The 26,903-nt window shown below is 72.0% G+C and carries 27 protein-coding genes and 3 tRNA genes; 20 read left to right on the top strand and 10 right to left on the bottom strand.

The window, feature by feature from the left end:
* The first annotated feature begins 4 nt into the window (after positions 1-4).
* A complete protein-coding gene (locus ACQEVC_RS10330; protein ID WP_432875610.1) occupies positions 5-1,198 on the top strand; it encodes a LysM peptidoglycan-binding domain-containing protein in 1,194 nt (397 codons plus the stop codon).
* A gap of 126 nt (positions 1,199-1,324) precedes the next feature.
* On the opposite strand, the gene ACQEVC_RS10325 is transcribed toward ACQEVC_RS10330, so the two are convergent.
* Positions 1,325-1,624 carry a hypothetical protein gene (locus tag ACQEVC_RS10325; protein ID WP_432875607.1) on the bottom strand — a complete coding sequence of 100 codons (300 nt, stop codon included), beginning with the start codon at positions 1,622-1,624 and terminating at the stop codon, positions 1,325-1,327.
* 68 nt (positions 1,625-1,692) lie between these two features.
* Positions 1,693-2,640, bottom strand: coding sequence for a hypothetical protein (locus ACQEVC_RS10320; RefSeq protein ID WP_432875604.1), 948 nt, complete (start codon positions 2,638-2,640; stop codon positions 1,693-1,695).
* 259 nt (positions 2,641-2,899) lie between these two features.
* Between ACQEVC_RS10320 and ACQEVC_RS10315 the strand changes: the two genes are divergently transcribed.
* Both ACQEVC_RS10315 and ACQEVC_RS10310 read left to right on the top strand, forming a co-directional pair.
* A complete protein-coding gene (locus ACQEVC_RS10315; RefSeq protein WP_432875602.1) occupies positions 2,900-4,027 on the top strand; it encodes a sensor histidine kinase in 1,128 nt (375 codons plus the stop codon).
* Between the two features lie 8 nt (positions 4,028-4,035).
* Positions 4,036-4,722 carry a LuxR C-terminal-related transcriptional regulator gene (locus tag ACQEVC_RS10310; RefSeq protein ID WP_432875599.1) on the top strand — a complete coding sequence of 229 codons (687 nt, stop codon included), beginning with the start codon at positions 4,036-4,038 and terminating at the stop codon, positions 4,720-4,722.
* Positions 4,723-4,777: 55 nt separating this feature from the next.
* Here ACQEVC_RS10310 and ACQEVC_RS10305 read toward each other — a convergent pair whose 3' ends face one another.
* Positions 4,778-5,626 carry a Rieske 2Fe-2S domain-containing protein gene (locus tag ACQEVC_RS10305; RefSeq protein ID WP_432875596.1) on the bottom strand — a complete coding sequence of 283 codons (849 nt, stop codon included), beginning with the start codon at positions 5,624-5,626 and terminating at the stop codon, positions 4,778-4,780.
* Positions 5,627-5,732: 106 nt separating this feature from the next.
* On the opposite strand from ACQEVC_RS10305, the gene ACQEVC_RS10300 reads away from it, so the two are divergent.
* The 5 genes from ACQEVC_RS10300 (at position 5,733) to ACQEVC_RS10280 (ending at position 9,679) form a co-directional block, all read left to right on the top strand.
* Positions 5,733-6,776 (top strand): NAD-dependent epimerase/dehydratase family protein, encoded by a 1,044-nt coding sequence (locus ACQEVC_RS10300; protein ID WP_432875594.1) that lies wholly within the window; start codon positions 5,733-5,735, stop codon positions 6,774-6,776.
* Positions 6,777-6,891: 115 nt separating this feature from the next.
* On the top strand, positions 6,892-7,251 hold the full coding sequence (locus ACQEVC_RS10295; protein ID WP_432875591.1) for a nuclear transport factor 2 family protein: 360 nt from the start codon (positions 6,892-6,894) through the stop codon (positions 7,249-7,251).
* A 72-nt stretch (positions 7,252-7,323) separates the two neighbouring features.
* The gene (locus ACQEVC_RS10290; RefSeq protein ID WP_432875589.1) at positions 7,324-7,851 is read left to right on the top strand and encodes a DUF402 domain-containing protein; all 528 of its coding nucleotides are present in this window, start codon (positions 7,324-7,326) and stop codon (positions 7,849-7,851) included.
* 42 nt (positions 7,852-7,893) lie between these two features.
* A complete protein-coding gene (locus ACQEVC_RS10285) occupies positions 7,894-8,850 on the top strand; it encodes an EamA family transporter (RefSeq protein WP_432875587.1) in 957 nt (318 codons plus the stop codon).
* 61 nt (positions 8,851-8,911) lie between these two features.
* Positions 8,912-9,679 carry a crotonase/enoyl-CoA hydratase family protein gene (locus ACQEVC_RS10280; RefSeq protein ID WP_432875585.1) on the top strand — a complete coding sequence of 256 codons (768 nt, stop codon included), beginning with the start codon at positions 8,912-8,914 and terminating at the stop codon, positions 9,677-9,679.
* A gap of 19 nt (positions 9,680-9,698) precedes the next feature.
* Here the strand turns inward: ACQEVC_RS10280 and ACQEVC_RS10275 are convergent, their stop codons facing one another.
* The 5 genes from ACQEVC_RS10275 to ACQEVC_RS10255 all read right to left on the bottom strand — a co-directional run bounded on the left by ACQEVC_RS10275 (position 9,699) and on the right by ACQEVC_RS10255 (position 15,060).
* A complete protein-coding gene (locus ACQEVC_RS10275) occupies positions 9,699-10,283 on the bottom strand; it encodes a pyridoxamine 5'-phosphate oxidase family protein (RefSeq protein WP_432875583.1) in 585 nt (194 codons plus the stop codon).
* 17 nt (positions 10,284-10,300) lie between these two features.
* Complete coding sequence (locus ACQEVC_RS10270) at positions 10,301-10,483, bottom strand: hypothetical protein (protein WP_432875581.1); 183 nt, start codon at positions 10,481-10,483, stop codon at positions 10,301-10,303.
* Between the two features lie 17 nt (positions 10,484-10,500).
* Complete coding sequence (locus ACQEVC_RS10265) at positions 10,501-12,138, bottom strand: glycoside hydrolase family 13 protein (protein WP_432875579.1); 1,638 nt, start codon at positions 12,136-12,138, stop codon at positions 10,501-10,503.
* 410 nt (positions 12,139-12,548) lie between these two features.
* Positions 12,549-13,550 (bottom strand): LacI family DNA-binding transcriptional regulator, encoded by a 1,002-nt coding sequence (locus tag ACQEVC_RS10260; protein ID WP_107262679.1) that lies wholly within the window; start codon positions 13,548-13,550, stop codon positions 12,549-12,551.
* A gap of 70 nt (positions 13,551-13,620) precedes the next feature.
* Positions 13,621-15,060, bottom strand: coding sequence for a dihydrolipoyl dehydrogenase family protein (locus ACQEVC_RS10255; protein WP_432875577.1), 1,440 nt, complete (start codon positions 15,058-15,060; stop codon positions 13,621-13,623).
* 649 nt (positions 15,061-15,709) lie between these two features.
* Between ACQEVC_RS10255 and ACQEVC_RS10250 the strand changes: the two genes are divergently transcribed.
* The 3 genes from ACQEVC_RS10250 (at position 15,710) to ACQEVC_RS10240 (ending at position 19,026) form a co-directional block, all read left to right on the top strand.
* Entirely contained in the window at positions 15,710-17,089 is a 1,380-nt protein-coding gene (locus ACQEVC_RS10250) for an ABC transporter substrate-binding protein (protein ID WP_432875575.1), read from the top strand.
* 80 nt (positions 17,090-17,169) lie between these two features.
* A complete protein-coding gene (locus ACQEVC_RS10245) occupies positions 17,170-18,126 on the top strand; it encodes a carbohydrate ABC transporter permease (protein WP_318399034.1) in 957 nt (318 codons plus the stop codon).
* Positions 18,127-18,138: 12 nt separating this feature from the next.
* The gene (locus tag ACQEVC_RS10240) at positions 18,139-19,026 is read left to right on the top strand and encodes a carbohydrate ABC transporter permease (protein ID WP_432875572.1); all 888 of its coding nucleotides are present in this window, start codon (positions 18,139-18,141) and stop codon (positions 19,024-19,026) included.
* Here ACQEVC_RS10240 and ACQEVC_RS10235 read toward each other — a convergent pair.
* Complete coding sequence (locus ACQEVC_RS10235) at positions 19,016-19,963, bottom strand: phytoene/squalene synthase family protein (protein ID WP_432875569.1); 948 nt, start codon at positions 19,961-19,963, stop codon at positions 19,016-19,018. The two genes, ACQEVC_RS10240 and ACQEVC_RS10235, sit on opposite strands and share 11 nt — an antisense overlap.
* Positions 19,964-20,182: 219 nt before the next feature.
* Here ACQEVC_RS10235 and crtI point away from each other — a divergent pair, with 219 nt between their 5' ends.
* The 9 genes from crtI to ACQEVC_RS10190 all read left to right on the top strand — a co-directional run bounded on the left by crtI (position 20,183) and on the right by ACQEVC_RS10190 (position 26,095).
* A complete protein-coding gene (crtI, locus tag ACQEVC_RS10230; RefSeq protein ID WP_432875566.1) occupies positions 20,183-21,670 on the top strand; it encodes a phytoene desaturase family protein in 1,488 nt (495 codons plus the stop codon).
* Between the two features lie 185 nt (positions 21,671-21,855).
* On the top strand, positions 21,856-22,503 hold the full coding sequence (idi, locus tag ACQEVC_RS10225; protein WP_432891257.1) for an isopentenyl-diphosphate Delta-isomerase: 648 nt from the start codon (positions 21,856-21,858) through the stop codon (positions 22,501-22,503).
* Complete coding sequence (locus tag ACQEVC_RS10220; protein WP_432875563.1) at positions 22,493-23,413, top strand: MerR family transcriptional regulator; 921 nt, start codon at positions 22,493-22,495, stop codon at positions 23,411-23,413. Before idi ends, ACQEVC_RS10220 begins: the two co-directional genes overlap by 11 nt.
* Positions 23,414-23,503: 90 nt before the next feature.
* On the top strand, positions 23,504-24,295 hold the full coding sequence (locus ACQEVC_RS10215; protein WP_432875560.1) for a polysaccharide deacetylase family protein: 792 nt from the start codon (positions 23,504-23,506) through the stop codon (positions 24,293-24,295).
* 138 nt (positions 24,296-24,433) lie between these two features.
* Positions 24,434-24,506, top strand: a tRNA-Glu gene (locus tag ACQEVC_RS10210).
* A gap of 36 nt (positions 24,507-24,542) precedes the next feature.
* Positions 24,543-24,619: transfer RNA gene (locus ACQEVC_RS10205), tRNA-Asp, on the top strand.
* Positions 24,620-24,722: 103 nt separating this feature from the next.
* Positions 24,723-24,796: transfer RNA gene (locus ACQEVC_RS10200), tRNA-Phe, on the top strand.
* Between the two features lie 166 nt (positions 24,797-24,962).
* Positions 24,963-25,166, top strand: coding sequence for a hypothetical protein (locus ACQEVC_RS10195; RefSeq protein WP_432875557.1), 204 nt, complete (start codon positions 24,963-24,965; stop codon positions 25,164-25,166).
* A 254-nt stretch (positions 25,167-25,420) separates the two neighbouring features.
* The gene (locus tag ACQEVC_RS10190; protein ID WP_432875554.1) at positions 25,421-26,095 is read left to right on the top strand and encodes an excalibur calcium-binding domain-containing protein; all 675 of its coding nucleotides are present in this window, start codon (positions 25,421-25,423) and stop codon (positions 26,093-26,095) included.
* A 43-nt stretch (positions 26,096-26,138) separates the two neighbouring features.
* Here ACQEVC_RS10190 and ACQEVC_RS10185 read toward each other — a convergent pair whose 3' ends face one another.
* Positions 26,139-26,636 carry a hypothetical protein gene (locus ACQEVC_RS10185; protein WP_432875551.1) on the bottom strand — a complete coding sequence of 166 codons (498 nt, stop codon included), beginning with the start codon at positions 26,634-26,636 and terminating at the stop codon, positions 26,139-26,141.
* Positions 26,637-26,903 lie beyond the last annotated feature (267 nt).

The following is a 26,903-nucleotide window of genomic DNA, read 5'->3' as shown; positions in this document are numbered from 1 at the left end:
AGTCATGCCTGCATCCCGGGCGGCCCGCCGCGCCGGTCAGTTCTGCACCGGGCTCGGGGCGTTGATCGTCCTGATCGGACTGCTGGTCGGGGCGCCCCTGGCGCTGCTGGCCCTGGCCGGCAACCCGCTGCCGGACCACGTGCCGGGGTTGGACGAGATCGGCACCGCGCTGACCAGCCGGGACGATGGTCAGCTCTTCCTCCGGGCGCTGGCGGTCGTCGGTTGGGCCGGCTGGGCCACCTTCGCCCTCTCGGTCCTCGTCGAGATCCCGGCCCGGATGCTGCGCCGGCCGGCGATCCGGCTGCCCGGACTCGGCCGCCAGCAACGCTGGGCCGCCACCCTGGTCGGCTCGGTGGCGCTGGTCCTGGCGGTCAGCCCGGCCGCCACCGCCGCCAGTACGGTCCTCGGAACGACGGCGGCGGCAGCGGCCCAGCCGGGAACGGCGGCCCGACCGGGGACGGCGGTGCAGCCCGCCGCCGCAGGGCAGTTGGGCATCACCGGGCAGCCGGTCGGTGTGGGGCAGGTGGTGAACGGGGGGCAGCCGGTCAGCGGGGATGGACCGGCCTCGGGGCCGGCGCCGCACTGGCTGGCGGCGGAGCCGGCGTCGGGACCCGCGCCGCAGTGGTTGGCCGGCGAGCCGGAAGAGCGGGCCGAGCAGCCCGAGCCGGTCTACCGGGTGGAGAAGGGTGACTACCTGGGCCACATCGCCGGCCGCTACCTCGGCGACTTCGACCGCTATCCGGAACTGGCCCGGCTCAACGAGATCCGCGATCCGGACCGAATCCGGCCGGGCCAACTGCTGCACCTGCCCCCGAGCGCCGAGGACCGGGGCGCACGCCAGCACGCCACCGGCCTGGTCGCGACCCCGCCGCCGCCCGGCGGGTGGCCGGAGACCGTACCCGTGGATCCGGCGCCGAAGGCCGGGCAACCGGACGGGCCGCAACCACCGGCCGGTCCGCAGCCGCCCGCCGACCCGCCGCCCGCCCAGCGGTCCGGTGGTGACGGCGACGGCACCAGCTACGCGGTCACCGCCTCCCGGGCCAGCGCGGCGGAGGAACTGAACCGTCCGCTCGCGGTCTCGGCGGTGATCGCCGTGGCCGGCATCGTCGGCGCGCAGGTGGGTGCGGTCTTCGGGCTCCGGAACCGCTCGGGCCGCCGCCCCATCTTCGGCAACGGCCGGCACCGGATCCGCGACTGAGCGGGCCAGACAGGACGGGCCAGACAGGACGGTCTGAGCGGACAGCGAAGCCCCGGTGTCGAGGATGTCTCGGAGGACAGACCCTCGCTACCGGAGCTCCGCAGCGCCTAACTGACCGGCTCAGCTCTAGTTCTGCAGTACCGTGGCATCGAGGTGGACCCGCACCCGACCGATCCGGGTGAAGTAGCTTGCCACGCCGTCCGAGGCGCCGCTGTGGCCGCCCCGGGCGGTGTTCCCGAAGAACCACGGGCCGCCGCTGTCACCACCCGCCGAGACATCGTCATCGGTGACGTCCAGACCGCAGTACCGATGGCCGCTCAACGTCCGGCAGGTGTCGGTGTCGGCGACGTGGGAGCAGCGGTACCCGCTGGTCCGGCCCCAATGGCACACGGCCGAGTTGATCGGTGCGTTGCCGACGGCCGTCACCGTCCGGTCTCCGCCAGACTGCCGGCTGGTCGCCCGGAACTGCTTGTTCGTCGAGTGACCATTCTCGGTCAGCGTCCGGTGGAACTGGAAATCGATCGCGTCGTTCGGGGTCTGGCCCGGGTTGGTACTGATGACCCCCGTGGCGTGCCGTACCGGAGCGCGTTGTGGCAGTGCCGTGCGGTCAGCACACCCCGGTTGCCGTAGCGGACCACGGTGAACCCCGCGGTGCAGTCGGCGTCGCCGTTGGCCAGGTTGAGGTCCCGCCCGCCCTCGACGGTTCGCTCGACGACCCCGACCTGGTCCACATCGAGTTCGAGCACGACGTCGATGGGGAGCTGTCCCCCGACGGTGCCCGCGGTCAGCGCCTCCTGGAAGACCGAGTCGAGCGCGCTGGTCCGGGTGATCCCCCCGACCGGTGCGTACTCGAGGCGCAGTACGCGCCGCTCGTAGTCGTAGCGGGTCCCCGCCGACCGGATGACGTCGGTGCGCGCCGTCAGGGACGTGGTGAGCGCGTAGGCCAGGTCGGCCAGTTCCTTCGAGCTGGCCGGCGCACCGTACTGCACCTCGGTGTTCACCGGTAGACGCTCCAGCTCGGCGACGATCTCGGCGCTCGGCTTCGCGGTGAACTGGATCCAGTGACCGGCCGACCCGCCCGGGGCGGCCAGGCCGGCCCGCACGAACGTGTCCGGCCTGGTCTCCTCCAGCCGGGTGATGTAGGCACTGAACTCGTGGATACCCTGGTGCGCCGCGACGACGGCGGAGAGGTCCTGTCCGCTCTCCTTGGCGTACGTGGTCAGGTCCTGCATCGTCGCGTCGTCCAGAGCCAGGGCGGACCGGCCCGTCCCGGTCACCCGGAACGTGCCCGCCGACATCGGCACGGCCCGCACCGGCACGCTCGCGTTCACGAAAGTTGCCGCGTTGTTCTTGGTGTCGTTGCCACTGGCGGGTGCTCCGGCGACCACTGTCAGGCCAGCGGTGACCCCCAGCGAGGTCAGCAGGGCCAGGACTCGTCGCATTTACCGCGTCCTCTCCGACAAACTGGTGATATCCAGCGCCGTCGGCTGAAGTACGCTGATCATCGCGTTTCGCGGGTTCGCTGTGACCCAACGAATCCGCAAGGTTTCGTCGGTCCCCGGGGCCGTCGGCCACGCGGGGAGGACTATGAGCAGACGGAACGGGCTCTGGCGGGTCGCGGATCTGCCGACGACCAGGGCCGGCGTCGAGCGGGCGTTCTCGTACTTCATCGCGGGGGTCCGGCTCGGCACGGTCGCGCAGATGGTCCCGGCGGTACACATCGGAGTGGAGACGTCACCGCATGGTGTCGCCTACCTCGCGTGCTGGCTCGCCGCGGCCTGCGCGGCCATCGCGGTGAGCGTGGTGACGCTGGTACGCCGCCGCCCGCTGGGCGGGCCGGGTTCGGCAGCGGACTTCGCGCTGGCCTGCCTGTTGCTCGTGCTGGGGCCGCTGGTGCTGGCGCCGGGAGAACGCTTGGGTACCTGGGCCGCGTTCCAGCCGGCCTACGCGCTGTCGATCATCATCACGGCTGGCGGTGTCCGCGGCCGCACCCACTGGGTGGGCGGCCTCCTCGGCGTTATCGTCTGCTACGCGGTGTATCTCCGCGGCGAAGTCGGGGCGGACCTGATCCCGACCACCGTCGGCAATGTCCTCACCTACGTGGTGTACGCGCTGGTCGCCCGCATGTTCTTCGGATACACGCGCCGCATCGCGCACGACGCTGACGCCTCACGTGCTCGCGCGGCAGAGCTGGCACGGCGCGAGGAGAAACGACGCGCCCAGGTGATGATGCACAACGGGGTCGCCCTCATGCGGCTGCTCACGGAGCCGGGGACCGACCAGTCGCGCACCCGGCTCATCGACCAGGCCGAGGCGGAACTGCGGCGGATGCGCTCCTACCTGCGTGGTCGGGCGCCGGACGGAGACGTCCCCGCCGGAGGGGCCGGTTCCGACGCCCCCGTGGTGCTCGCCGCAATGATCGAGCGGGTGTGCGACCGGTTCGCCGACCTGAACGTCGATGCCCTGCTCGACCTCGGCGCCGACCTGAAACTCCCCGCCGCGCAAGCCGAGGCTCTCGAGCGTGCGCTCGAGAGCCTGTTGCTCAACGTACGCGTGCACGCCCGGGCAGAGGCAGTCGTGGTCCACCTCGACCGGGGCACGGATGGGAGCTGGACGCTGACCGTGCGCGACGACGGCATCGGCTTCGACCCGGCGTCGGTGGCCGCCGGGGTCGGGCTGCGCGAGGTCGTCGTGGGTGAACTGCGGCTGCGCGGGCTCGATGTCGAGATCGAGTCCGCCGTGGGTGAGGGGACGACAGTGACGATCTCGTCCGGCCCTGGGCCGGCAGCCGTTGGTCCGGACCGCGACGCCGCCACGGGGGCGGCATGAGGCCCCCGGTGGCGGTCGTCGACGACGCGTCGCTGATACGCGAGTCGTTCGGCCTACTCATGCCGGGTCTCGACGTCGTCGCCGCGGTCGCGACCGTGGAGGAGTTGGTGCGCCTCCGCCCCGTGGTCGATATGGTCCTGCTCGACCTGCACCTGGCGAACCTCGAACAGCAGCCCGACGTCCGGCAGGGCATCGCCGCGATCCGCGCGCTGACGCGCTGCGGCTACCGGGTCTGCGTCTACAGCCAGGAGGAGCGCCGTTTCGTCCTTGCGGCGTGCATCGCGGCGGGTGCGAGCGGGGTCGTCTCCAAGGCGCTGCCGACCCGCCGGGCCGAACGGCTCCTCCTCAACGCCGCCGCCGGTGGCACCGTCATACCTCAGTCGGTCGTCGGGATACTCGAGGTTCTGGTCCGGCGGGACAGCATCACCCTGCTCAGCGAGCGCCAGCGCCAGATCCTGCACGGCCGGGCCCGCGGGCTGACCTACGCCCAGATTGCCAAGCAACTGTTCGTGAGCGAATCCACGCTGCGTGGCTACTGGCTCGACCTGACCCGGTCGCTCTCCGACTCCCTGCGCAACCTCACGCCCGGCGAGATCGAACGAGCCCTCGGACTCGCGCCGGGAGACCTCCTGGAATTCTGGTCCGGGGAAGCGACCGACGTGAAGGACTGGTGGCGCGTCGACATGGGCAAGTGAGCTGATCCGGCGGATGCGAACCGGGCAGACCGTAGCGATCGAGTGTTGGCGATCCTCAGGGGAGGCGGGTCTGTAGGACGCCGCCGACCACCCGGGTGGGCAGGACCTGCTGGTCGCTGCTGGCCGGGCCGTGCACCACCTCGCCGCCGTCCAGCTCGAACGTGCTGCCGTGCCAGGGGCACTTCACGCAGGTACGCCCGTTCTCCCGGACGACCTGGCCGGCGCCGAGCGGGCCGCTCTGGTGGGCGCACCGCTCCAGCATCACCGTGACGTCGTCGCCGTCCCGGTAGACGACGACCGCGATGTCGTCGATCCGGCGGGTCAGCAGCTTGTTCTGCGGCAGGGCGGACATGTCCGCCACCGCGTGCCAGCCGTCCTCGATCCGGCGCAGGTCCGGCACCCCCTGGTTGACACTCGCCGCCTGCTTGTAGGCGAGGTGCCCGCCGAGGAATCCGCCGCTGCCCACCGCGGCCATGCCGAGGTAGCCGAGGGTACGGCCGAGGCCGTGCCGCCCGGTCAGTCGGGCGGCCAGCGAGCCGGCGTACAGCGCGATGGCCATGCCGTTGGCGAGCGCGTGCACCAGACCGACCCGCTGCTGCTCCCGGGAGAGCGACCCCCAGTCGTTCCACCCGGAGATCGCGGTCGGCACCGCGGCGGCCGTACCGATCGCCACCAGGGTGGTGGCGGCCCGCCGCTGGTGGGGCATCAGGTCGAGCACGGCCGTACTCAGCCAGGCGCCGATCGGCACCTGGACCAGTGCCGGGTGCAGCGGATGGCCGATCGGCACCCCGTGCAGGAGGTCACGCAGCCGCTGCGACCGGATCGCCCCGGCGACGATCCGCTGCATGCGTTCCGCCGTCCGGTCCAGGCCGGTCGCCTGCTCAAGTCTCAGGATCGCTCGCACCGAGCCGGACTACCCGCCGCGCGGCCGGACAAACCTCGCGTCCTCGCGGATCAGCCGGATACCCCCGGACGGGTTACCGGGAAGCACTCGGGGTAGACCGGCCGACATGCGGATCGCCATCACCGGAGCCACCGGCAACGTCGGTACGGCGTTGCTGCGTCGGCTGGCCCGCGAGCCGGACGTCGAGGTGATCGGCATCGTCCGGCGCTGCCCGCCGCCGGATGCCGGGCCGCCCTACGACGGGGTACGGTGGCACGCCGCCGACCTCGGGGACCCGGCCTGCCTGCATCCGCTCGCCGAACGGCTGGCCGGGACGGACGCCGTGGTGCACCTGGCCTGGCAGGTCCAGCCCAGTCACCAGCGGGCGCGGCTGCGCCAGACCAACATCAACGGCAGCCGGCACGTCGTCAACGCGATGCTGGCGGCCGGCGTACCGAAGCTGGTGTACGCCTCCTCGATCGGAACGTACGCCCCGGGGCCGAAGGACCGGCGGGTCGACGAGAACTGGCCGGTCACCGGCGTCGGGCGATCCGGCTACAGCGTCGACAAGGCGGCCGTGGAGGCGATGCTCGTCGACGCCGAGCGGGACTATCCGGTGCTCCGGGTCACCCGGCTGCGTACCGCGCTGGTCCTCCAGCACGACGCCGGAGCCGAGATCACCCGGTACTTCCTTGGCCGGTTCGCCCCGGTCTCGCTGCTCCGCTCGGGCCGGCTGCCGGTGGTGCCCCGGCACCGGCGGCTCCGGGTCCAGGTGGTGCACGCCGACGACGCCGCCGAGGCGTACCTGCGGGCGTTGCGCAGCGACCGGACCGGCGCGTTCAACATCGCCGCCGAACCGGTGGTCGATGGGCCGCTGGTCGCGGCGGAACTGGGCGGCTGGGCGGCGCCGCTGCCGCTGGGACTGCTCCGGTTGCTGAGCCGGGCCGCCTGGCGGACCCGGCTGGTGCCGGTGGACGAGGGCTGGCTGGAGATGGGTGCGGCGGTGCCGCTGCTGGACTGCTCCCGGGCGGAACGGGAGTTGGGCTGGCGGCCCCGGCGGGATGCCCGGGACGCGCTGCGGGACCTGCTCGCCGGGATCGCCGCCGGCTCGGGGACGGCCAGCCCGCCGCTGCGGCCGATCGAGCGGGTCGCCGGCCGCCAGGCGGCCTGACCCGCCGTGCCGGGGGTGGGCCTTTCCGGGGTACGGAACCGGCGATGGGGCCTTTCGGGTACGGAGCCGGAAAGGGGCGGGCCTCGGGCAACTGCCGGTGGCACAGTAAAGCGCCATGGACCGGACTCGGGTGCAGGACTGGATCGTCGGCTACGAGCGGGCCTGGCGTACGCCGGGAACCGAACCCCTCTCCGCGCTCTTCACCCCGAACGCGAGCTACCTGCCGGGGCCGTACCGGGAGCCGGTGGTCGGCCTGCGGGACATCGGCGAGATGTGGGAGGCCGAGCGGGAGGGCCCGGACGAGGAGTTCGAGATGACCAGCGAGATCGTGGCGGTGGACGGCGACGTCGGGGTGGCCCGGATCGAGGTCCGGTACGGCAACGGCGAGGAGTTCCGCGATCTCTGGATCATGACCTTCGCCGGGGACGGCCGGTGCGCGGCGTTCGAGGAGTGGCCCTTCTCGCCGCCCTCCTGACCGACCCGGACGCACCGCCCGAGGGTCCGGTACCGTCGGCCGCGACGGCACCAGCGGCGGGAGCGGTAGGGCATGACGGTCCGGGACGGCGGCTACGACCACGACGGCGAGATCCTCGCGGTCGGCCAGCCGGTGACGATCCATCTGGTCAAGGCGCCCCGCCCCGACCTGCGCTATCCCGCGTCGGTGCTCTCCGACGACGGCATCCACCTGGCGGTCCGGGCACCCTGGGCCGACGACGTGGTCCGGGACATGGGCTTCGTCCGGTTCGAGCCGGGTGACGTCTGGACCGAGCACTACTGGCGGGACCGGTGGTACTCGGTCAAGGAGGTCTACGACGCCGCCGGCACGCTCAAGGGCTGGTACTGCGACGTGGCTCGGCCGGCGACCGTGCGGGACGGTGTGGTCGTGGTACCTGACCTCGACCTCGACCTGTGGGCGTCCGCCGACCTGAGCCGGGTGCTCCGGCTCGACGAGGACGAGTTCCTCGCCAGCGGCCTGCCCGAACGGGATCCGGCCACGGCGGCCCGGGCCCGACAGGCCCTCGACGAGCTGGCCGAACTGGCCGCCGACGGCTTCGACACGCTCACCGGCCGGTAACCCGCTCGCCTCCGGGGCGGCCCGGGCCGGAGGATGATCGGCATGTCCGGGACGTACACCTGCACCGTGGGCCCGTCAGGGGCGGAGCCGGCGCCGGCCGGCGCGGGTCGGCTCGCCGCCCTGGTCGGGCCGGACGCGGTGCCGCCGCCGCTGCTGATGCTGCTCGGCATGGTCTCCACCCAGGTCGGCGCGGCGATCGCCACCCAACTGTTCCGCACCACCAGCCCCGGCGGTACGACCGCGCTGCGGCTCGGCTTCGGCGCCCTGGTGCTGCTCGCGGTGGTCCGGCCAGCGCTGCGGCTCGGGTGGCGCACCGCCGGGCTGGTCGCGGCGTTCGGGGTGGCGATGGCCGGGATGAACCTCGCCTTCTACACCGCCCTGCAACGGGTGCCGCTCGGCATCGCGGTCACCATCGCGTTCACCGGTCCGCTGCTGGTCTCGGTCGCGGCCAGCCGCCGGCTCCGGGACCTCGGCTGGGTGGCCCTGGCCGGGCTCGGGGTGGCACTGCTCGCCGGGCTGCTCGACCTCGGCGCCCTGACCGGCTCCGGGGGTACGGGCCGGCTCGACGCGACCGCGCTGCTCTGCTGCGGGCTCGTCGCGCTGGGCTGGGCCGGTTACGTCGTGCTTGGCAAGGCGGTCAGCACCCGGCTGGGCGGGAGTCGGGGGCTGGCCCTGGGGATGGCGGTCGGGGCGGTCTGCGTACTGCCGTTCGGGGTGGCCGGCAGCGGTTCGGCACTGTTCGACCCGTGGACCATGACGCTCGGGCTCGGGGTCGCGCTGCTCTCCTCGGTGCTGCCGTACTCGGCCGAGATGGCGGCGCTGCGCCGGATGCCGGCCCGGGTCTTCGCGGTACTGCTCAGCCTGGAGCCGGCGGTGGCGGCGCTGGTCGGGCTGACCCTGCTGCACGAGACGCTGGGCTGGCCGCAACTGCTCGGCATCGGCTGTGTCGTCGCCGCCTCGCTGGGCGCGATCACCGGCCGGCCCGCCCGGTCCGGCTGACCGGAGCCGGTGACGAGATCGGGGGATGCGCAGCGGGGTCCGGTGCGGGCATCCTTGTCCGGTGGGCGTACGAGTCGAGGAGAACGGTCCGGTGCGGACGGTCGTACTGTCCCGGCCGGAGACCAGGAACGCGGTGGACGGCCCGACCGCGCGGGAGTTGGCCGCCGCGTTCCGGGGCTTCGACGCCGACACGCGGGCCTCGGTGGCGGTGCTCTGGGGCGAGGGTGGCACGTTCTGCTCCGGCGCCGATCTGAAGGCGATCACCACGCCCAGCGGCAACCGGGTCGAGCCGGAGGGTGACGGCCCGATGGGCCCCACCCGGATGCGACTCGGCAAGCCGGTGATCGCCGCCGTCTCGGGGTACGCCGTCGCGGGCGGGCTGGAGCTGGCGCTCTGGTGCGACCTGCGGGTCGCCGAGTCCGACGCGGTCTTCGGGGTGTTCAGCCGCCGCTGGGGCGTACCGCTGATCGACGGCGGGACGGTGCGGCTGGCCCGGCTGATCGGGCAGAGCCGGGCGATGGACCTGATCCTCACCGGCCGCCCCGTGCCGGCTCCGGAGGCGTACGAGATGGGGCTGGTCAACCGGCTCGTCGAGCCGGGCGAGGCACGGGCCGCCGCCGAGGCGCTGGCCGCCGAGATCGCCAATTTCCCGCAGACCTGCCTGCGCAACGACCGGCTCTCCACGCTGGCCGCCGCCGGCCGGCCGGAGGACGAGGCGATGCGCACCGAGCTGGCGTACGGGATGAACTCGCTCGCCACCGACGCCACCGAGGGGGTGGCCCGGTTCACCTCCGGCGAGGGCCGGCACGGGTCGTACAGCCCGGCGTGAGGCCGGGCCGGCGGGCGGCTCAGACCGGCAGCGGCGGCAGCGGGAGCGGCAGCGCGGGCAGGCCGTCGATGCTGCTGCCGACGTGGTCCTTCCGCTCGCAGTACGCGGCGAACTCCTCGTCGGTCTTCCGGCCGAAGTAGTCGGCGTGCAGCGTCCGCTCCTCGCGATAGTCCATGAACGGGACGGAGTAGCCGCAACTGTCGCTGATCCGCCCCGCGCTGACCAGCACGATCGCCCGCAGACCCGGCGCGCCGGCCTGCTCCGGGAAGTGCCGGATCAGCTCCGCCCACCGGGGATCGTCCCGGAACACCGCCTCGCCCTGGCCGTGCACCCGGACGATGTTCGGCGGCCCGTCGAAAGCGCACCACATGAGCGTTATCCGCCCGTTCTCCCGCAGGTGCGCGACGGTCTCCGCCCCGCTGCCGCCGAAGTCGAGATATGCCACGGTCTGCTCGTCGAGCACCGCCAGCGACCCGGCGAGCCCCTTGGGCGAGAGGTTGACGTGCCCGTCGGCGGCGAGCGGCGCGGTCGCCACGAAGAAGACCTTCTGCGCCTCGATGAAGCTGCGGAGCCTGCCGTCGATCCGGTCGTACGTCTTTCCCATCCGGCCATCCTCCCTGGTCAGCTCCGGCCCACCGTAGTAGCGCCGGGCAACTCCCAGCGGCCGGGAAGGGCCGGCGGGGCTACCGGGCCGGTGAGCCCGCCGGCGGCGGGGTCGGCGTCCCCACCGCCGGCGTGCACCACCGCGACACCGGTGAGGTCGGCGTACTCACCGGTGCCAGCGCCACCGCGGGCGGTGGCCACGGCCGGCGCGCGCACCGTCAACTGGGGTCGGCGGTACGCAGCCAGACGGCGGTGTCGGAGGGCAGCAGATCACCGTCCACCGGCCGGCTGGCCAGCAGGCGGCTCTGATGCGGCGGAAGCTCCACCGGAGCCTCGGAGAGGTTCACCACGCAGGCGAACCCGGGGTCGCGGGCGAAGGCCAGTACCCCGTCCGGCGCCGGCAGCCAGCGCAGCGTGCCGTCGCCGAGGGCCGGCAGGTTCCGGCGGATCCGGATCGCCTCGCGGTACAGCTCCAGCATCGAGTGCGGGTCGTCGGTCTGCGCCTGCACGGTCTGGTCCTTCCAGGCGGCCGGCTGCGGCAGCCAGGGCGAGGTCGACGCGTCGTCCGGGCTGAACCCGAACGGCGCCGTGTCACCCGACCACGGCAGCGGCACCCGGCAGCCGTCCCGGCCGGGGTCGACGAATCCGGAGCGCGGATACATCGGGTCCTGCCGCAGCGCCGGTGGGATGTCCTCGACCTCCCAGAGCCCCAGCTCCTCGCCCTGGTAGACGTACGCGGCACCGGGCAGGGAGAGCGAGAGCAGCGCGGCGGCCCGGGCCCGCACCGTACCCAGTTCCAGGTCGGTGTACGTCCCCTCGCGCTTGCTGGCGAAGCTGAACGTGGTGTCGGCCCGGCCGTACCGGGTGACCACCCGGGTCACGTCGTGGTTGGAGAGCACCCAGGTGGCCGGGGCACCGATCGGGGCGTGCTCGGCGAGCGTGCCGTCGATGCTCTCCCGCAGTTTGGCCGCGTCCCAGGCGCAGGTGAGGAAGTCGAAGTTGAACGCGGTGTGCAGTTCGTCCGGGCGCAGGTAGTTGGTGAACCGCTGCCGGTCCGGCAGCCACACCTCGCCGATCAGGGCCCGTGGCTCCGGGTAGCTGTCGGCGATCCGCCGCCAGCTCCGGTAGATGTCGTGCACCCCGTCCAGGTCGTGGAACGGATGCGCCGCCCCCTCCATCACCTCGGGCAGGGTGGCGTCCTTGAGCAGCAGCGCCGCCGAGTCGATCCGGATGCCGTCCACACCCCGGTCGAACCAGAACCGCAGGATCTCCTCGAACTCGGCACGTACCCGGGGATGGTCCCAGTTGAAGTCGGGCTGCTCGGCGGCGAAGAGGTGCAGGTACCAGTCGCCCGGGGTGCCGTCCGGGTTGGTGGTCCGGGTCCAGGTCTGGCCGCCGAACTCGCCGACCCAGTCGGTCGGCGGCTGGTCGCCGTCCGGGCCGCGGCCGGGACGGAACCAGAACAGCTCCCGTTCCGGCGCACCCGGGCCACCGGCCAGCGCGGCCTGGAACCACGGATGCCGGTCCGAGCAGTGGTTCGGCACCAGGTCGGCGATGATCCGCAGGCCCTGACCGTGCGCCTCGGCGATCAGCTCCTCCACCTCGGCGAGCGTGCCGAAGACCGGCTCGACGGCCCGGAAGTCGGAGACGTCGTAGCCGGCGTCGGCCATCGGCGACGGATACCAGGGACCGAACCAGATGGCGTCGACGCCCAGCCCGGACAGGTAGCCCAGCCGCTTCCGGATGCCGGCGATGTCGCCGATGCCGTCGCCGTTGTCGTCGGCGAAGCTGCGCGGGTAGACCTGGTAGATCACCGCGTCTCGCCACCACCGGCGGCGGCGCTCTGATGTGGACACGAGTACCTGCTCTCTGGATCGGTCCGGTGAGCTGTCCACCGGTACCTGCACGCTGGGTCCGGGCGGTCGTAGTGTGATGGGACCTCTGATGTGCCTCGTTTCGTGCCGATGACGATACAAACTCGATTGCGGCACCGCAATAATGCGACAGAACTCTGAAAGATGACGACTTAAGTCGTCCGGCTTCCGGAGGACGGCGGAGCTGTGCCGAGCAGGGCGCCGGGACACGGCGGAACCCCTGCGCGGGGACGCGAAAGTGCCCGGTCAGCCGGGGCGGGTCGGTCGAGGCGGGTCAGCCGGAGACGTGTGGGCCCGGGGATGCGGTGGCACGGCCGGGCAGGCGCGCCGCGGGCCCGACGACGTGCGGGGCACCGGGCCGCGCGACGGTCTCGGCGCAGGTAACGGATCCGTCAGTGTCCGGGCGCCGGCGCCGTGGATCCGCGTACCACCAGTTCGGGCTCGAAGAGCAACTCGTCGGTGAGCACCCCGACACCCTCGATCTGGTTCACCAGCAGGTCCACCGCGGCCTGGCCCATCATCTCGATCGGCTGCCGGACGGTGGTCAGCGGCGGGTCGGTGCAGGTCATCAACGCCGAGTCGTCGAAGCCGACCACCGAGATGTCGGCCGGCACCGACCGTCCCAGCCGGCGGGCGGCCCGGATGGTGCCGAGCGCCATCACGTCACTGGCGCAGATGATCCCGGTCACGCCGCGCTCGATCAACTTGCTCGCCGCGACCCGGGCCCCCTCCATGGAGAAGCTGGACCGCTCGACGCACTCCTCGTCGTCGGCCCAGCCGGCGACGTTCGCCATCGCGGCGAGCTTGCGGCGCGACGGCACGTGGTCGGCCGGGCCCAGCACCAGGCCGATCCGCTCGTGGCCGAGTGACCGCAGGTGCCCGTACGCCTGCTCGACCGCCACCGCGTCGTCGGTCGACACGCACGGGAAGCCCAGCTCGTCGACACCGGCGTTGACCAGTACGACCGGCAGGCCCCGGTCGGTGAGCCGCCGGTAGTGGTCGTGCGGGGCGTCGGCCAGCGCGTACGAGCCACCGGCGAAGATCACCCCGGAGACCTGGTGGTCCAGCAGCATCTCCACGTAGTCCATCTCGGAGATTCCGCCGATGGTGCGGGCGCAGAGCGCCGGGGTGAGCCCTCGCTGGGCGAGCGATCCGGTGACCACCTCGGCCAGGGCCGGGAAGATCGGGTTCTGCAACTCGGGCAGGACGAGCCCGACCAACCGGGCCCGCTCGCCGCGCAGCTTGCTGGGGCGCTCGTAACCGAGCACGTCCAGCGCGGTCAGCACGGCGACCCGGGTGCTCTCGGAGACACCGCCCCGGCCGTTGAGCACCCGGCTCACCGTGGCCTCGCTGACCCCGGCCTTCCGGGCCACCTCGGTGAGTCTTCTGGTCACGGCCGCGATAGTACGACAGGCAGTTGCAAAAACCGAACTGAAGTTCGCCGCGCTGCCGCAACAAACCGCGTTACCGCAACAAACCGCGCACCGCCGTCTCGATCGCGCGGTGGAAGGTCGGATAGGCGTAGATCATCCCGGCCAGCGTGCTCACCGGCACCTCGGCATGCACCGCCACCGCCAGCGCGCTCAGCACCTCTCCCCCGACCGGACCGGCCGAGGTCGCGCCGACCAGTACGCCCCGGTCGACGTCGGCGACCAGCTTGATGAAGCCCTCGTCACCCACCTGGTGGATCCAGCCACGGCTGGACTCGGAGAGCGGGGTGAGGCTGGTCCGGACGTTCAGCCCCCGGTCCCGGGCCTGCCGCTCGGTCAGTCCGACCGCACCCACCTCGGGATCGGTGAAGGTCACCCGGGGCAGCGCCCGGTAGTCCGCCCGCCGCTCGCCGGCCGCCTCGTCGAGCACGCCGGCCCGGCGCAGGATGTCGTCGATCGCGATCCCGGCCTGGTACATCGCCACGTGGGTGAAGGCACCGTGCCCGGTCAGGTCGCCGACCGCCCAGATCCCGTCGCCGGCCCGCATCCGGTCGTCCGTCTCCACGAACCGCCGCGTCGGGTCCAGCCCGACGGTCTCCAGGCCGAGCGTGTCGAGTACGGCCCGCCGGCCGGTGGCCACCAGCAGCCGTTCGCCCCGGAGTCGGTCGCCGTCGGCCAGATGCACGGTGAAGCCGCTGTCGTCGTGCTCCACCCGCTCGGCCCGGGCCCCGGTATGCACCGTCACCCCGTCCGCGCGCAGCGCCGCCGCGACCCGCTCCGACGACTCCGGCTCCTCCTGCGCGAGCACCCGCTCGCCGGCCTCCACCATGCCGACCCGTACGCCGAACCGGGCGAGGACCTGCGCCACCTCCGCGCCGATCGCCCCGCCACCGAGGACCACCACCGACCCGGGCAGCTCGGCCAGTTCCATCGCCTCCCGGTTGGTCCAGTACGGCGTGCCGGCCAGCCCCGGCACCGGCGGGATCACCGGGGTGGTGCCGGTACCCAGCACGACGCCGACCCGGGCCCGGAACGTCTCGTCGCCGACCCGCACCAGACCGGGGCCGACCAGCCGGCCGGAGCCCCGGACGAACCGGCCGCCCTTCGAGGTGAACCGCTCGACCCCGGCGTCGTCGGTCCAGCCGGCGGTGGCCTCCTCGCGGATCCGCTTGGCCACGATGCTCCAGTCCGGCTCGACCCGGGCCTGCCCGGCCAGGTGGTCGACCCGGCGCGCCTCGGCCAGCGCGTTCGCCGCCCGGATCATGATCTTGCTCGGTACGCATCCCCAGAACGGGCACTCGCCGCCGACGAGATTGCGCTCGATGCCGACGACCGAGAGGCCGGCGGCGGCGAGCCGGTTCGCCGTCTCCTCGCCGCCCACGCCCAACCCGACCACCACCACGTCCACGTCCGCCGTCACGTCCGTGGACGCGATCTCGTCGGCCTTCACCTGCGTCCGCTCCTGTTCAGCCATACCCGCCAGCTTTCCCGATCCGCCCCCGGTCAGCCAGGTGGATCGGATCACCGTCCTACCCGGGTCGGGACGTACGGTGCGGCTGCCCGGGCCGACCCGCCACGCGGTCGGAGCGGTGCACGGCCGTGGGGAGGGGCAGCCGGCCCTGGAGGCGGCGCCGCGCGGTCGGGACCTCGACAGGGCGATCCGGAGCCTCGGCGGAAGCTGGGTCCGCGCCCGGCTCCATTCCAACCTGTTGGTTCCCGGGTCGCCGTCTGTCTTCTTTGGGCCTGGTTCTGCCGGCGTTCGGTCGGGTTCGCGGGGCCCTCTGGCGCTCCGGAGCGCGTACCCGCGAAGCGATCCGGCCCGCCTGCCGCCGAGCGGTCCGGGTTCCACCCCTCGCAACAGTCCCCTGAAACGGCAAGATTTCGGACAACACCTCAATCCGTTGTCTTCATTTGCCGTAATCAAGTCGTGTCTTTTCACAGCACGATCGATATCTTGCTGAAATGAGTTCGCCTCGCTACAGTGACCCCACTCACACTCGATGCCATACAGCTCCAGGGCCGGTCACATGGCGGGTGCAGACCAGCAGCAGGGCACGGCCACGGTGACGATCCCGCGGATCAGCACAGGTCATGGAGACTCCCGTTCCCGAAGGGATGGACAGATGTCCGTACCGCAGTACCGGAAGGTCGCGGCGCTGGCGCTCGTGGCCGGCCTGGGACTCAGCCTCACGGCATGCTCCACGAAGAGCGACGACGACAACTCCGACGCCGGCGGCAAGGTCACCATCACGGTCGACTGCCAGCCGGTCGGCTCCCAGAAGGAGCTGTTGCAGAACTGGAACGCCGATGTCGCCGAGTTCCAGCGGCAGAACCCCGACATCGTCATCAAGAGCGTGAGCGTCGGCGAGCAGTGCAACAACCCGCCGGACTTCACCGCCCGGCTCGCCGGCGGCACCGTGACCGACGTCTTCTACGGGTACATGACCGACCTGGCGCAGGTGCTGGACTCCGGTCAGGCGATGGACATCACCGAGTACGCCGACAAGGAGACCGTGCCGACCTGGGACAGCGTCGACCCGGCACTCAAGGAGGTCTTCACCGACGGCGGCAAGCTCTACGCCGTACCGGTGAAGAACTACTCGATGGGCCTGGTCTACAACAAGGTGCTGTTCCAGCGGGCCGGACTGGACGTGAACAACCCGCCCAAGACCTGGGCCGACGTCCGGGCCGCCGCCAAGAAGATCTCGGCCCTCGGCAACGGCATCGCCGGCTACTCGGAATACAGCGCCGGCAACACCGGAGGCTGGCACTTCACCGCCCTGCTCTACTCGCAGGGCGGCCAGGTCCTCAGCCCGGACGGCAAGAAGGCCGACTTCAACAACCCGATGGGCCAGCAGGTCCTACAGAACCTCAAGGACATGCGGTACGGCGACAACAGCATGGGCGCCCGCCAACTCCTCCAGTGGGGCGACCTGCTGACCAACGCCGCCGCCGGCAAGGTCGGCATGTTCATCGGTGCACCGGACTCCACCCAGGCGATCGTCAGCCAGTTCCAGGGCAAGTTCCAGGACTGGGCGATGGGCCCGATGCCCGGCCAGGACGGGCCGGCCAAGGGGACGCTCGGCGGCGGCGAGGGCTACTTCTTCAAGAAGGGCCTGACCCCGGAGCAGGTCAAGGCCGGTCTGAAGTGGATCGCGTACCAGAAGCTGACGCCGGGCAAGGGCCAGTTCGACTACGTACGGGCCAAGCCGCAGAACTACCCGGTGGGCCTGCCGCAGCCGCTGCTCTTCGCCAACGGCAGCGAGGCGCAGAAGCAGGAACTCGAACTGCGCAAGGCGAACGCGAACCTCGACACCGCGAACTTCGCGCTCTTCGAGGCGAACCCGGTCCCGATCAAGGGTGAGCCGCGCAACGCACAGGCGATCTACGCGGTGCTCGACGCCGCGATGTCCGGGGTGCTGACCAACCCGAACGCGAACGTCGACGCGCTGCTCAAGACAGCCGAGGAAAAGGTCAACCAACTCCTGGCCGCCGAGAGCTGATCCCGCTGCGGTGGGGGCCGGCGCGACCGGCCCCCACCGCGCCCGCACCGTACGGTCACCGACTTTCTCCAGGAGTTGCCTTGGCGACCACCACCGCCCCGGGTACCACCAGGCCGGGTCGCGCCGTGCGGCCGTACCCGGAACGGCCACGACGTAGCACCGGCCTCGGCCGGAAGGTCCGGGACAACCTCACCGGACACGCGTTCCTGATCGGCGCGGTGGCATGCTTCGTCGTCTTCTCCTGGTACCCGATGATCCGCGGCATCGTGATGAGCTTCCAGCGCACCCGGCGGGGCGAGACCACCTGGGTGGGCTGGGACAACTACCTGCGGATCCTCGACGACCCGAGCTTCTGGCCCGCCTGGAAGAACACCGTCTACTTCACGGTCCTGGCACTCGTCCTCGGGTACGCGGTGCCGTTCTTCGTGGCGATCCTGCTCAACGAGTTCCGGCACGCCAAGGGATACCTGCGGATCCTGGTCTACCTGCCGGTGATGCTGCCGCCGGCCTCGGCGCTCTTCCTCTTCAAGTACTACGCCTACGACCCCAGCGAGGCCGGACTCTTCAACGCGATCCTCAAGGCGCTGCACCTGCCGACGTCGGAGTGGATGCAGTCCCCGGAGATGACGATGCCGGCGATGGTGATCGCCTCGACCTGGATGAACATGGGCAGCGCGGTGCTGATCTATCTGGCGGCGTTGCAGAACATCCCCGGCGAACTCTACGAGGCGGCCGAGCTGGACGGCGCCGGGATCTGGCGGCGGATTCTCAACGTGACCATCCCGCAGACCCGGCTGATCCTGCTGCTGCTGGCGATGCTCCAGATCGTCGCCACGATGCAGCTCTTCATCGAACCGCTGATTCTCGCCAACGGCGCGGGCGCGGAGGACTCGGCGACCTCGGTGGCGTACCTCATCTACCAGCACGGGTTCTTCCAGAACGACCTCAACGGCGCGGCGGCGCTCGGCGTGATCATGCTCGTGGTGCTGGCCGGCTTCTCCGCCGTCTACGCGCGGCTGACCGCGAAACAGGACTAGGACGGGCAACCAATGGCACAGGACTCCGGCACCCGGACCCTCATCTCCGCCGCCCAGCTCCGCCGGGGACGCGGCAAGGTCGTCTACTGGGTGCTGCTCACCACCGTCGTGGTGGTGTTCACTCTGGTCTTCCTCGGTCCGCTCTACTGGATGGTCACCGGCGCGCTCAAGTCCGGCCAGGAGATCGCGCAGACCCCGCCGACGCTCTTCCCGCAGGATCCGCAGCCGCAGAACTACGCCGACGCGTGGAACAACCTCGACCTGGCGAAGCTGCTCTTCAACACGTTCTACTACGCGGCCGGGGCGCTGCTGTTCCAGCTCGTCCTGGACACCGCCGCGGCGTACTCGCTGTCGAAGCTGCGACCGGTCTTCGGCAACGCGATCCTCGGCCTGATGCTGGCGACACTGATGATCCCGGCGATGGTCCTGATCGTCCCGCAGTACGTGACCGTGATCGACCTGCCGATCCTGCACATCAACCTGCTCGACTCGCCGTTCGCGATCTGGCTGCCCCTGGTCGCGAACGCGTTCAACATCTTCCTGCTGAAGCGGTTCTTCGACTCGATCCCGGAGGACCTGATGGCGGCGGCCGTGATGGACGGGGCGACGCCGCTGCGCACGCTCTGGTCGATCATCCTGCCGATGTCGCGCCCCATCCTCGGGGTGGTCTCCATCTTCGCGGTGACGGCGGTCTGGAAGGACTTCCTCTGGCCGAAGCTGGTGATGCCGTCCCCGGAGACCCGCACGGTCAGCGTCGGCATCTACGCCTTCTCCGGCGGTACGCCGATGAACGTCGTGATCGCCGCCTCGGTGATCGCCGCGATCCCGACCGTGGTGATCTTCCTGATCTTCCAGCGGAACATCATGTCCGGCCTGACCACCGGCAGCCTCAAGGGATAGCCAGCGGCTCGGCGGCCCCGCGCCGCACTCCGGTCGGCGCCCCGGGCACGGCCAGCGGGGTGCCGGTCGGGGTCAGCAGGGCCCGGGCGACGACCGCCGCCCGGCGTCGGCGCGGCACGACGGCCCGACCGGCGAAGACGTCGTACCCGGCGGCGACCACCTCGTCGAGGATGCCGCCGTAGAGCAGGTAGGCGGTGCGGATACAGGACTGCGAGGCGGGTGCGAGCAGGGTCACCCCGGGTGCCGCGGCGACGTAGTGCTCCCGGGCGCGGCTCACCTCGTACTCGATCAGTTGCCGGATCGGCGGGGTGGCCCGCCCTCGCCGCGCGGCGGCGACCAGGTCGGCCGGGGTGACCCCGAACCTCGCCAGGTCCTCGGCCGGCAGGTAGACCCGGCCCCGGGCCAGGTCCTCGGCGACGTCCCGGATGAAGTTGGTGAGCTGGAAGGCGAAGCCGAGTTGCCGGGCGGGCTCGCGGGCGGCGGCCGGGTCGGTGCTGCCCAGGATCGGCAACATCATCGTGCCGATCGCCGCGGCCGAGCCCGCCATGTAGTCGAGCAGGTCGGCGTAGCGGGGGTAGCTGGGCACGGTCAGGTCCATCGCCATGCTGCGCAGGAAGGCGGCGAAGTCCGCCCGGTCGAGGTCGAAGACGGCGATGGTGTGCAGCACGGCCGGCAGCAGCGGATCGGTCACCGGCTCGCCCCGCAGCCCGGCGAGGAACCGCTCGGACCAGTCGGCGAGCCGAGCGGACCGGGCCGGGGTCGGGAGTTCCTCGGTCCGGTCCACGATCTCGTCGGCGTACCGGGTGAAGCCGTAGAGCGCGTGCACGTGCCGTCGTTTCCAGGCGGGCAGCAGCCGGGTCGCGAGATAGTAGGTCCGGCCGTGCCGTCTGTGCAGCTCACGGCAGCGTTCATAGGACCCGCCGAGACTGGTGTCCACCGACCCTCCAGGGGCTAAAATCGACGCATCAATCGACGCAACTCGTAGGCTTCAGGGTACGCTCGACCGGCTCTCGCGCGCGCGGTTCGCGGCCTGCCCAGGTGCCGGTCGCGGCCCTGTCCAGGAATCAACCAGGGATCTTTCAGGTACAAAAACGAGAAGAGTGCTGCCCTGCTGACCTTGGACCCAGGATGATGGTCGGTTCCAGGAGGTGATCGGGTGCGAACCGTACGTGGACGGACCGACCGGGTGGTGGTGGTCGGCGCCGGCCTGGGCGGCCTCGCCTGCGCCCTGCACCTGGCCGGCGCCGGACGCCAGGTGACCGTGCTGGAGCGCGAGCCCGTCCCGGGCGGGCGGGCCGGCCGGCTCAGCGTCGACGGGTACGAGTTCGACACCGGACCGACCGTGCTGACCATGCCCGACCTGATCGCCGAGGCGCTCGGGGCGGTCGGCGAGGAACTGGACGACTGGCTCGACCTCGTCCCGCTCGACCCGGCGTACCGGGCGCACTATCCGGACGGGTCCACCCTGGACGTCGTCACCGACACCGCGCGGATGGCCGCGGAGATCGCCCGGGTCTGCGGTGCCCGGGAGGCCGACGGCTATCTGCGGTTCGTCGACTACGCCCGCCGGCTCTGGCAGCTCGAACGCGCCGACTTCATCGACCGCAACCTGGACCGCCCGACCGACCTGCTCACCACCAACCTGGTCCGGCTGCTGGCCGCCGGGGCGTTCCGGCGGTTGCAGACCAAGGTCGACCAGTTCTTCGCCGACCCGCGTACCCGGCGGATCTTTTCCTTCCAGGCCATGTACGCCGGCCTCGCCCCGCACGACGCGCTCGCCGTCTACACCGTGATCTCCTATCTCGACTCGGTCGCCGGGGTCTACTTCCCGCGCGGCGGCATCCACGCCGTCCCCCGGGCGCTGGCCGGTGCGGCCGAGAAGCACGGCGTGCAGATCCGGTACGGCAGCACGGTCGACCGGGTGGAGACCTCCGCCGGCCGGGCCACCGGGGTACGCACCGCCGACGGCGAGTTCGTCCCCGCCGACGTGGTGGTGCTGAACCCGGACCTGCCGGTGGCATACCGTGACCTGCTGCCCGACGGTGCGCCACCGCGGCGGCTGCGCTACTCGCCCTCCTGCGTCGTGCTGCACGTCGGCGCCGGGCAGGGCTACCGGCGCATCGCCCACCACAACATCCACTTCGGCCGGGCCTGGCGGCGCACCTTCGACGAGGTGATCCGGCGCGGCGAGCTGATGTCGGACCCGTCCCTGCTGGTCACCAACCCGAGCCGGACCGACCCGTCGGTCGCGCCCGCCGGCCGACACGGCTACTACGTGCTCGCCCCGGTGCCCAACCTCGACCGGGGCGCCGGGCTGGACTGGCGCGGCGACCTACCCCGCCGGTACGCGGACGACCTGCTCACCACCCTGGAACGCCGGGGTTACGTCGGGCTGGCCGGCAGCGTCGAGGTGCTCCGGATCGTCACCCCGGCCGACTGGTCCGACGCGGGGTTGGCCGCCGGTACGCCGTTCGCGGCCGCGCACAACCTGTGGCAGACCGGCCCGTTCCGGCCGGGCAACCTGCACCGCGACCTGCCCAACGTGGTGTTCGTCGGTTCCGGCACGCAGCCCGGGGTGGGCGTGCCTATGGTGATGATCTCCGGGAAGCTCGCCGCCGCCCGGGTGACTGGAGGTGGCAGATGACAGCCGACCGCGACACGCCGGGCCGGAGCGACGACGCCGGCCGGAAGGGCGGGCCAGCCCGGGGCGACGAGACCGAGCGCCGCAGCGGCGGGGCAGCCCGGAGCGACGATGCCGCGAGCCGTGGCGGGAACGACCGGGGCGACGACGCCGGGGAGCGGGGCCGCCCGACCGACCGGGAGCGGCACCTGGTGGAGCTGGTCGACGAGGCCGGTACCCCGCTCGGGGCCCGTACGGTCGACGAGGCGCACCGGCCGCCCGGCCAGTTGCACCGGGCCTTCTCCGTACTGCTGGTCGACCCGGCCGGCCGGATTCTGCTCCAGCAGCGGGCCGCCGCCAAGACCAGGTTTCCGCTGCGCTGGGCCAACAGCTGCTGCGGGCACCCGGAGCCCGGCCAGTCGCTCGACACCGCCGCTGGCCGGCGGCTGCGCGAGGAACTCGGCATCGAGGCGGTGCCGCTGACCGAGATCGGGGTGTACCTCTACCGGGCCGAGGACCCCGGCACCGGCCGGGTGGAGTACGAGTACGACCACGTGCTCCGGGGCGACTTCGACGCCGACCGCACGGTGCTGCCCGACCCGGACGAGGTGGCCGACCTGCGCTGGGTACACCCCGACGAGCTGCGGGCCGGGCTCGACGCCGACCCGGAGGCGTACGCCCCGTGGCTGGCCGGGGTGCTGAACCGGCTGACCGGCCCGGCACCGTCGTCCCCGGCCGGCACACCGTCGTCCCCGTCCGGGCCACCGCGCCGGGCGGAGAACCGCGGCCGGTGGGAGCAGGTCCCGGCCGCCACGGGTCAGGAGGACAACCCGGCGGAGCGGTCGGGTGGCCGATGACGGGTTGAGCGCCGGAGCCGTCGCGCGGCGGCTCGGCATCGCCGTCACCACCCTGCGGAGCTGGCACCAGCGGTACGGGCTGGGCCCGACCCGGCACGTGCCGGGCCAGCACCGGCGGTACAGCGTCGAGGACCTGAACCGGCTGGACGTGATGCGCCGGCTCACCGCCGAGGGGATCGCCCCGGCCGAGGCGGCGGACTGGGCGCGCCGGGGCGCCGTACCCGAGGAGGCGCCGGACCGGGACGGGCCGGCGCGGGCCGGCGGAGGCACGGCGATCGCGGTCGGTCGGGCCGGTCCGGCGGCCCGGGGCCTGGCCCGGGCGGCGATGCGACTCGACCCGCTGGCGATGCGGGCGGGCATCGGCGCGGCGATCGACGCCGGCGGGGTGGTCGCCACCTGGGAGCGGATGCTCCGGCCGGTGCTGGTCGGCATCGGCGAACGGCACGCCGCCAGCGCGGCGTTCATCGAGGTGGAACACCTGCTGTCCCGCTGCGTGTCGGAGGCGCTGGCGGCGGTACCCCGACCGCCGGCCGGCGGCTCGCCACCCCGGATCCTGCTCTCCTGCGCCGACGAGGAGCAGCACAGCCTGCCGTTGGAGGCGCTCGCCGCCGCGCTCGCCGAGGTCGGTGTGCACTGCCGGCTGCTCGGCGCACGGGTGCCGGTGACCGCCCTGGTCGACGCCGTGGACCGGACCGCCCCCGAGGCCGTGGTGGTCTGGTCGCACCGTTCGGCGACCGGCGACCCGGCCCAGCTCACCGCCGTACGGGCCGGCGCCTGGCGGCCGCCGCTGCTGGTCGCCGCCGGTCCCGGCTGGCCGCCCGAGCTGCTGCCTCCCGGGGTACGCATCCCGGCGACGCTGGCCGAGGCGCTGACGATGCTGCGGGACGTACCCGGATCTTCGGGGCGCTGACTCGGCTACCGAGCATTCGGGACATCGCCACCGTACGCACTCCGCTAACGTGGGGCAGCCGTAACCCGAAAACCCCTCGGGAGCCGCTCGATGACCCGACGTACGGCGCTCGCCGCCGGTCTCGTCCTGTTGGTGCTGCTGTCCACCGGTTGCGCGAACGAGAAGCCGCTTTCGACCAGGTCACCGCTGCCCTATCCGCCGATTCCCCAGGTGACCGCGACGGCGTCGGCCGCACCGACCGCGCCGCCGACAAAACCGAGCCGGAAGAAGCCGGCCGCCCGGGGTACCGTCGGCCCGCTGAACACCCAGCGGCTGACCGGGGTACGCGGGGTCGCGCTCACCTTCGACGACGGCCCGCACCCGCAGTGGACGCCTAAGGTGCTCGACCAACTCCGCAGAGCCAGGGTCCGGGCCACCTTCTGTGTGGTGGGGGTGAAGGTCCGCGCGTATCCCGCGCTGGTACGCCGGATCGTGCGCGAGGGCCACACGCTCTGCAACCACAGTTGGCAGCACGATCTCAAGCTCGGCAAGAAGAACACGGCGCAGATCCGGGCCGACCTGCGCCGGACCGATCAGGCGATCCAGCGGGCCGTGCCCGGGATCAAGGTCCGGTACTACCGCCAGCCGGGCGGCAAGTGGACCCCGTCGATCGTCGCGGTCGCCAAGTCCCTCGGCATGAAGCCGCTGCACTGGGACGTCGACCCGGCGGACTGGGACGACACCAGCAGTTCGGAGATCCGCCGTCGGGTCGCGCAGCAGGCCCGGCCCGGTTCGATCGTGCTGCTGCACGACGGCGGCGGTGATCGAAGTCGCACCCTCGGCGCCTGCCCCCAGGTGATCAGCTCCCTGAAGCGGAAGTACGGGATAACCCGGCTTCGGTGAGATAGTTTGGGGTGGTTTGTCCGATAGCCAATACCGGTTTGGTCGGGCGGCTGGCCATCACGTATGCTTTCGGAGCCTCCGGCGGGGCCGGATGGGAGCACAGCCGCTGAAGTTGTCATGTGCAATGATGGCGGGGCCGCCCTCATCGTCTAGCGGCCCAGGACGCCGCCCTTTCAAGGCGGTAGCACGGGTTCGAATCCCGTTGGGGGCACGACCCCGGTCTCGGCCGGGCAGCAGTAAAGAGCAAGGTCCTGTGGAGCAGTTGGAGTGCTCGCCGCCCTGTCAAGGCGGAGGTCGCGGGTTCAAGTCCCGTCAGGACCGCCAGCGCCGCTCGCCGCGCGTGTGCACGCGCGGCGTTCTGCGTTTCGGAGCAGGTTACCCAGGGCGGCAGCGGGTCGGTCACCCAGGTAACATGAGCCGAGTACCCGGCCAGGTAGCTCAGTTGGTACGAGCGTCCGACTGAAAATCGGAAGGTCGGCGGTTCGACCCCGCCCCTGGCCACATAGCCTTTCGCCGGGCTATCAGAGTGGCCCCCACCAGCCGAAACGCTGGACGGGGGCCGCTCTATTCTCATGCCCGAAGGGGCTGATGGAGCATCGCGTCCCGGGACAGCAACCGGGCACCCCACGACCCCGACCTCCAATCCGTAGGCCGAAGGCGCAGCGGCGTGCCGGTCGGCAGAGCCAGCGCCGAGCTGATGCGTCAACTCCTCGTCGGCCGCCCCGAGACGTGGGCAACCCTCGCATCCGACCCACGATCCCTTGCCCGACGCCTCTACCGGCAGGCCGGCTGGCGGAAGATCGGCACCTCACATCTGCCCTGGGGACCTGCCATGGATCTGCCCGTACTGCCGTCGCCGGTCGAGGCGTGATCGTTCGCGTGGACCGAACGGACGCGAGCGCTGCCGCTACGTCCGGTCTCCGCTCCGCCTGACCGCCGCCCTCAGTCCACACCGGGCGAGCCCTAGGTGTCTGGCCGGACCGCAGCCCGAGCGGGACGCTCCACAGCGCCGTACGCACGGCGAGCGCCACCGGCTGACTCCTCGACCGGAGGCCGGACGGTCGGCCGCCGATCCGATCCGATCAAGCGCTATCCGGAGCGTATCTACACGGCAACACTGCGACAATGTCCTATCCGCCACCGCAAGACCCCTGGAACCGCCAGCAGCCACCCGCCGTCCCGGGCCGACCGCCGATCCACCCGACACAACCGCTCCGGCCAGGGCGGCAACCTCGCAAGCTCACCGGCGCGCAGCGGCTCGGCGTCGCCGTACTCGGCATCTTCGGCCTCTTCGTTCTCGCCTGCTGCGGAACCTCGGTCATCTCCGCACTCTCCCCGGACGACGACGGCGGCACCGACCGGGAGCCGGCGGCGGCCCAGGCCAGCAGTCAACCGACGACGCCGGCGCCGGTGGTGGTGACCAGCGCACCTGAACCCACCCCGCCGGCCACCACCGCTGCGGCACCTCCGCCACCGCCGAAGCCCACCAGCAAGGCCCCGCCGAAGCCGGTCTACTACAAGAACTGCTCCGCCGTGCGCGACGCCGGCAAGGCACCGCTGCGCAAGGGCCAGCCCGGCTACCGTGCGGGGCTGGACCGGGACGGCGACGGCCGGGCGTGCGAGTCGTCCGAGGGGCCGGCACCGGGCACCGGCGACGACAACGACGACGACGGGCCGTCCTCGGTCTACTACAAGAACTGCACCGCCGTCCGGGCCGCCGGTGCCGACCCGATCCGAAGGGGCGACCCCGGCTACGGCCGACACCTCGACCGCGACGGCGACGGCGTCGGCTGCGAGTGACCGCTGATCGCGTAGCGTCTGGCAGGCCAGAGCAGGCCAGACGCTACCCGCTGCCCCGGTCAGGAGCCGGGGTGGGATGGCGCAGGAGCCGGGTGAGGTCGTTGGCGAGTACGGCGAAGAGGGCGAGCAGGGCGGCGAGGCCGGTACTGGCCAGGATGGCGAAACCGCGCTCGGCCCCGTCCGGCGCCAGCACCACCCCGAGTACCGCCGCGATCGCCGCGACCAGCACCATCCCGATCCGGCCGACCCGGGCCAGCAGTACCGCCCGGGCCAGCCGGGTCGGATCGGCGGGGCCGGTGCCGAGGCCACGGCGGGCGTACCAGGCGGCGGCGGTGAGGGTGCCGGCGCCGAGCATCCCGGCCAGCCCGACGACCGCCCAGGGCAACCCGATCCGGTCGACGCCGGACCGGCCCGCCGCCAGGCCCGCGCGGGCGACCAGGGCCGACACCAGCACCGCCAGCAGGTACGACGACGCGACCACCAGCAGTCGGCGCCGGAGTCGACGCCCGTCGAGGCGGTACGCGGCGAGATCGTCGGGCACGCCGGTCCCCTTCCCACCGCCGTCGCCCCGGGTGCGGCCGGGTCGACTCGCTCGGCCAGTGCTCCCGGTCGATGGTAGTCGCGCGGCCCGGTCTGACCGGCCATTGAACCTTTTTCAACCTCCCCCTGCGGTCCGACGGACCGCAAGGTCGGACGCGGGTGTGTAAGCGCCGCGCGGTCCAGGTTGAAAAAGGTTCATTGATGATCTACCGCTCGGCGCAGGGATCGACCGTCCGTCGATGTAGAAGCTGCACAGCTCAGCAGCAGC

The organism is Plantactinospora sp. CA-294935 (assembly GCF_050936445.1).
GTDB lineage: Bacteria > Actinomycetota > Actinomycetes > Mycobacteriales > Micromonosporaceae > Plantactinospora.
This window is presented reverse-complemented; position numbering and strand designations above follow the sequence as displayed.

Coding starts and splice junctions, on each gene's coding strand:
- ACQEVC_RS10215 (WP_432875560.1), top strand. CDS start 23,504: ATGACCCGACGTACGGCGCTCGCCGCCGGTCTCGTCCTGTTGGTGCTG.
- ACQEVC_RS10255 (WP_432875577.1), bottom strand. CDS start 15,060: ATGGCTGAACAGGAGCGGACGCAGGTGAAGGCCGACGAGATCGCGTCC.
- ACQEVC_RS10190 (WP_432875554.1), top strand. CDS start 25,421: ATGTCCTATCCGCCACCGCAAGACCCCTGGAACCGCCAGCAGCCACCC.
- ACQEVC_RS10250 (WP_432875575.1), top strand. CDS start 15,710: ATGTCCGTACCGCAGTACCGGAAGGTCGCGGCGCTGGCGCTCGTGGCC.
- ACQEVC_RS10275 (WP_432875583.1), bottom strand. CDS start 10,283: ATGGGAAAGACGTACGACCGGATCGACGGCAGGCTCCGCAGCTTCATC.
- ACQEVC_RS10330 (WP_432875610.1), top strand. CDS start 5: ATGCCTGCATCCCGGGCGGCCCGCCGCGCCGGTCAGTTCTGCACCGGG.
- ACQEVC_RS10300 (WP_432875594.1), top strand. CDS start 5,733: ATGCGGATCGCCATCACCGGAGCCACCGGCAACGTCGGTACGGCGTTG.
- ACQEVC_RS10315 (WP_432875602.1), top strand. CDS start 2,900: ATGGTCCCGGCGGTACACATCGGAGTGGAGACGTCACCGCATGGTGTC.
- ACQEVC_RS10320 (WP_432875604.1), bottom strand. CDS start 2,640: ATGCGACGAGTCCTGGCCCTGCTGACCTCGCTGGGGGTCACCGCTGGC.
- ACQEVC_RS10240 (WP_432875572.1), top strand. CDS start 18,139: ATGGCACAGGACTCCGGCACCCGGACCCTCATCTCCGCCGCCCAGCTC.
- ACQEVC_RS10285 (WP_432875587.1), top strand. CDS start 7,894: ATGTCCGGGACGTACACCTGCACCGTGGGCCCGTCAGGGGCGGAGCCG.
- ACQEVC_RS10295 (WP_432875591.1), top strand. CDS start 6,892: ATGGACCGGACTCGGGTGCAGGACTGGATCGTCGGCTACGAGCGGGCC.
- ACQEVC_RS10290 (WP_432875589.1), top strand. CDS start 7,324: ATGACGGTCCGGGACGGCGGCTACGACCACGACGGCGAGATCCTCGCG.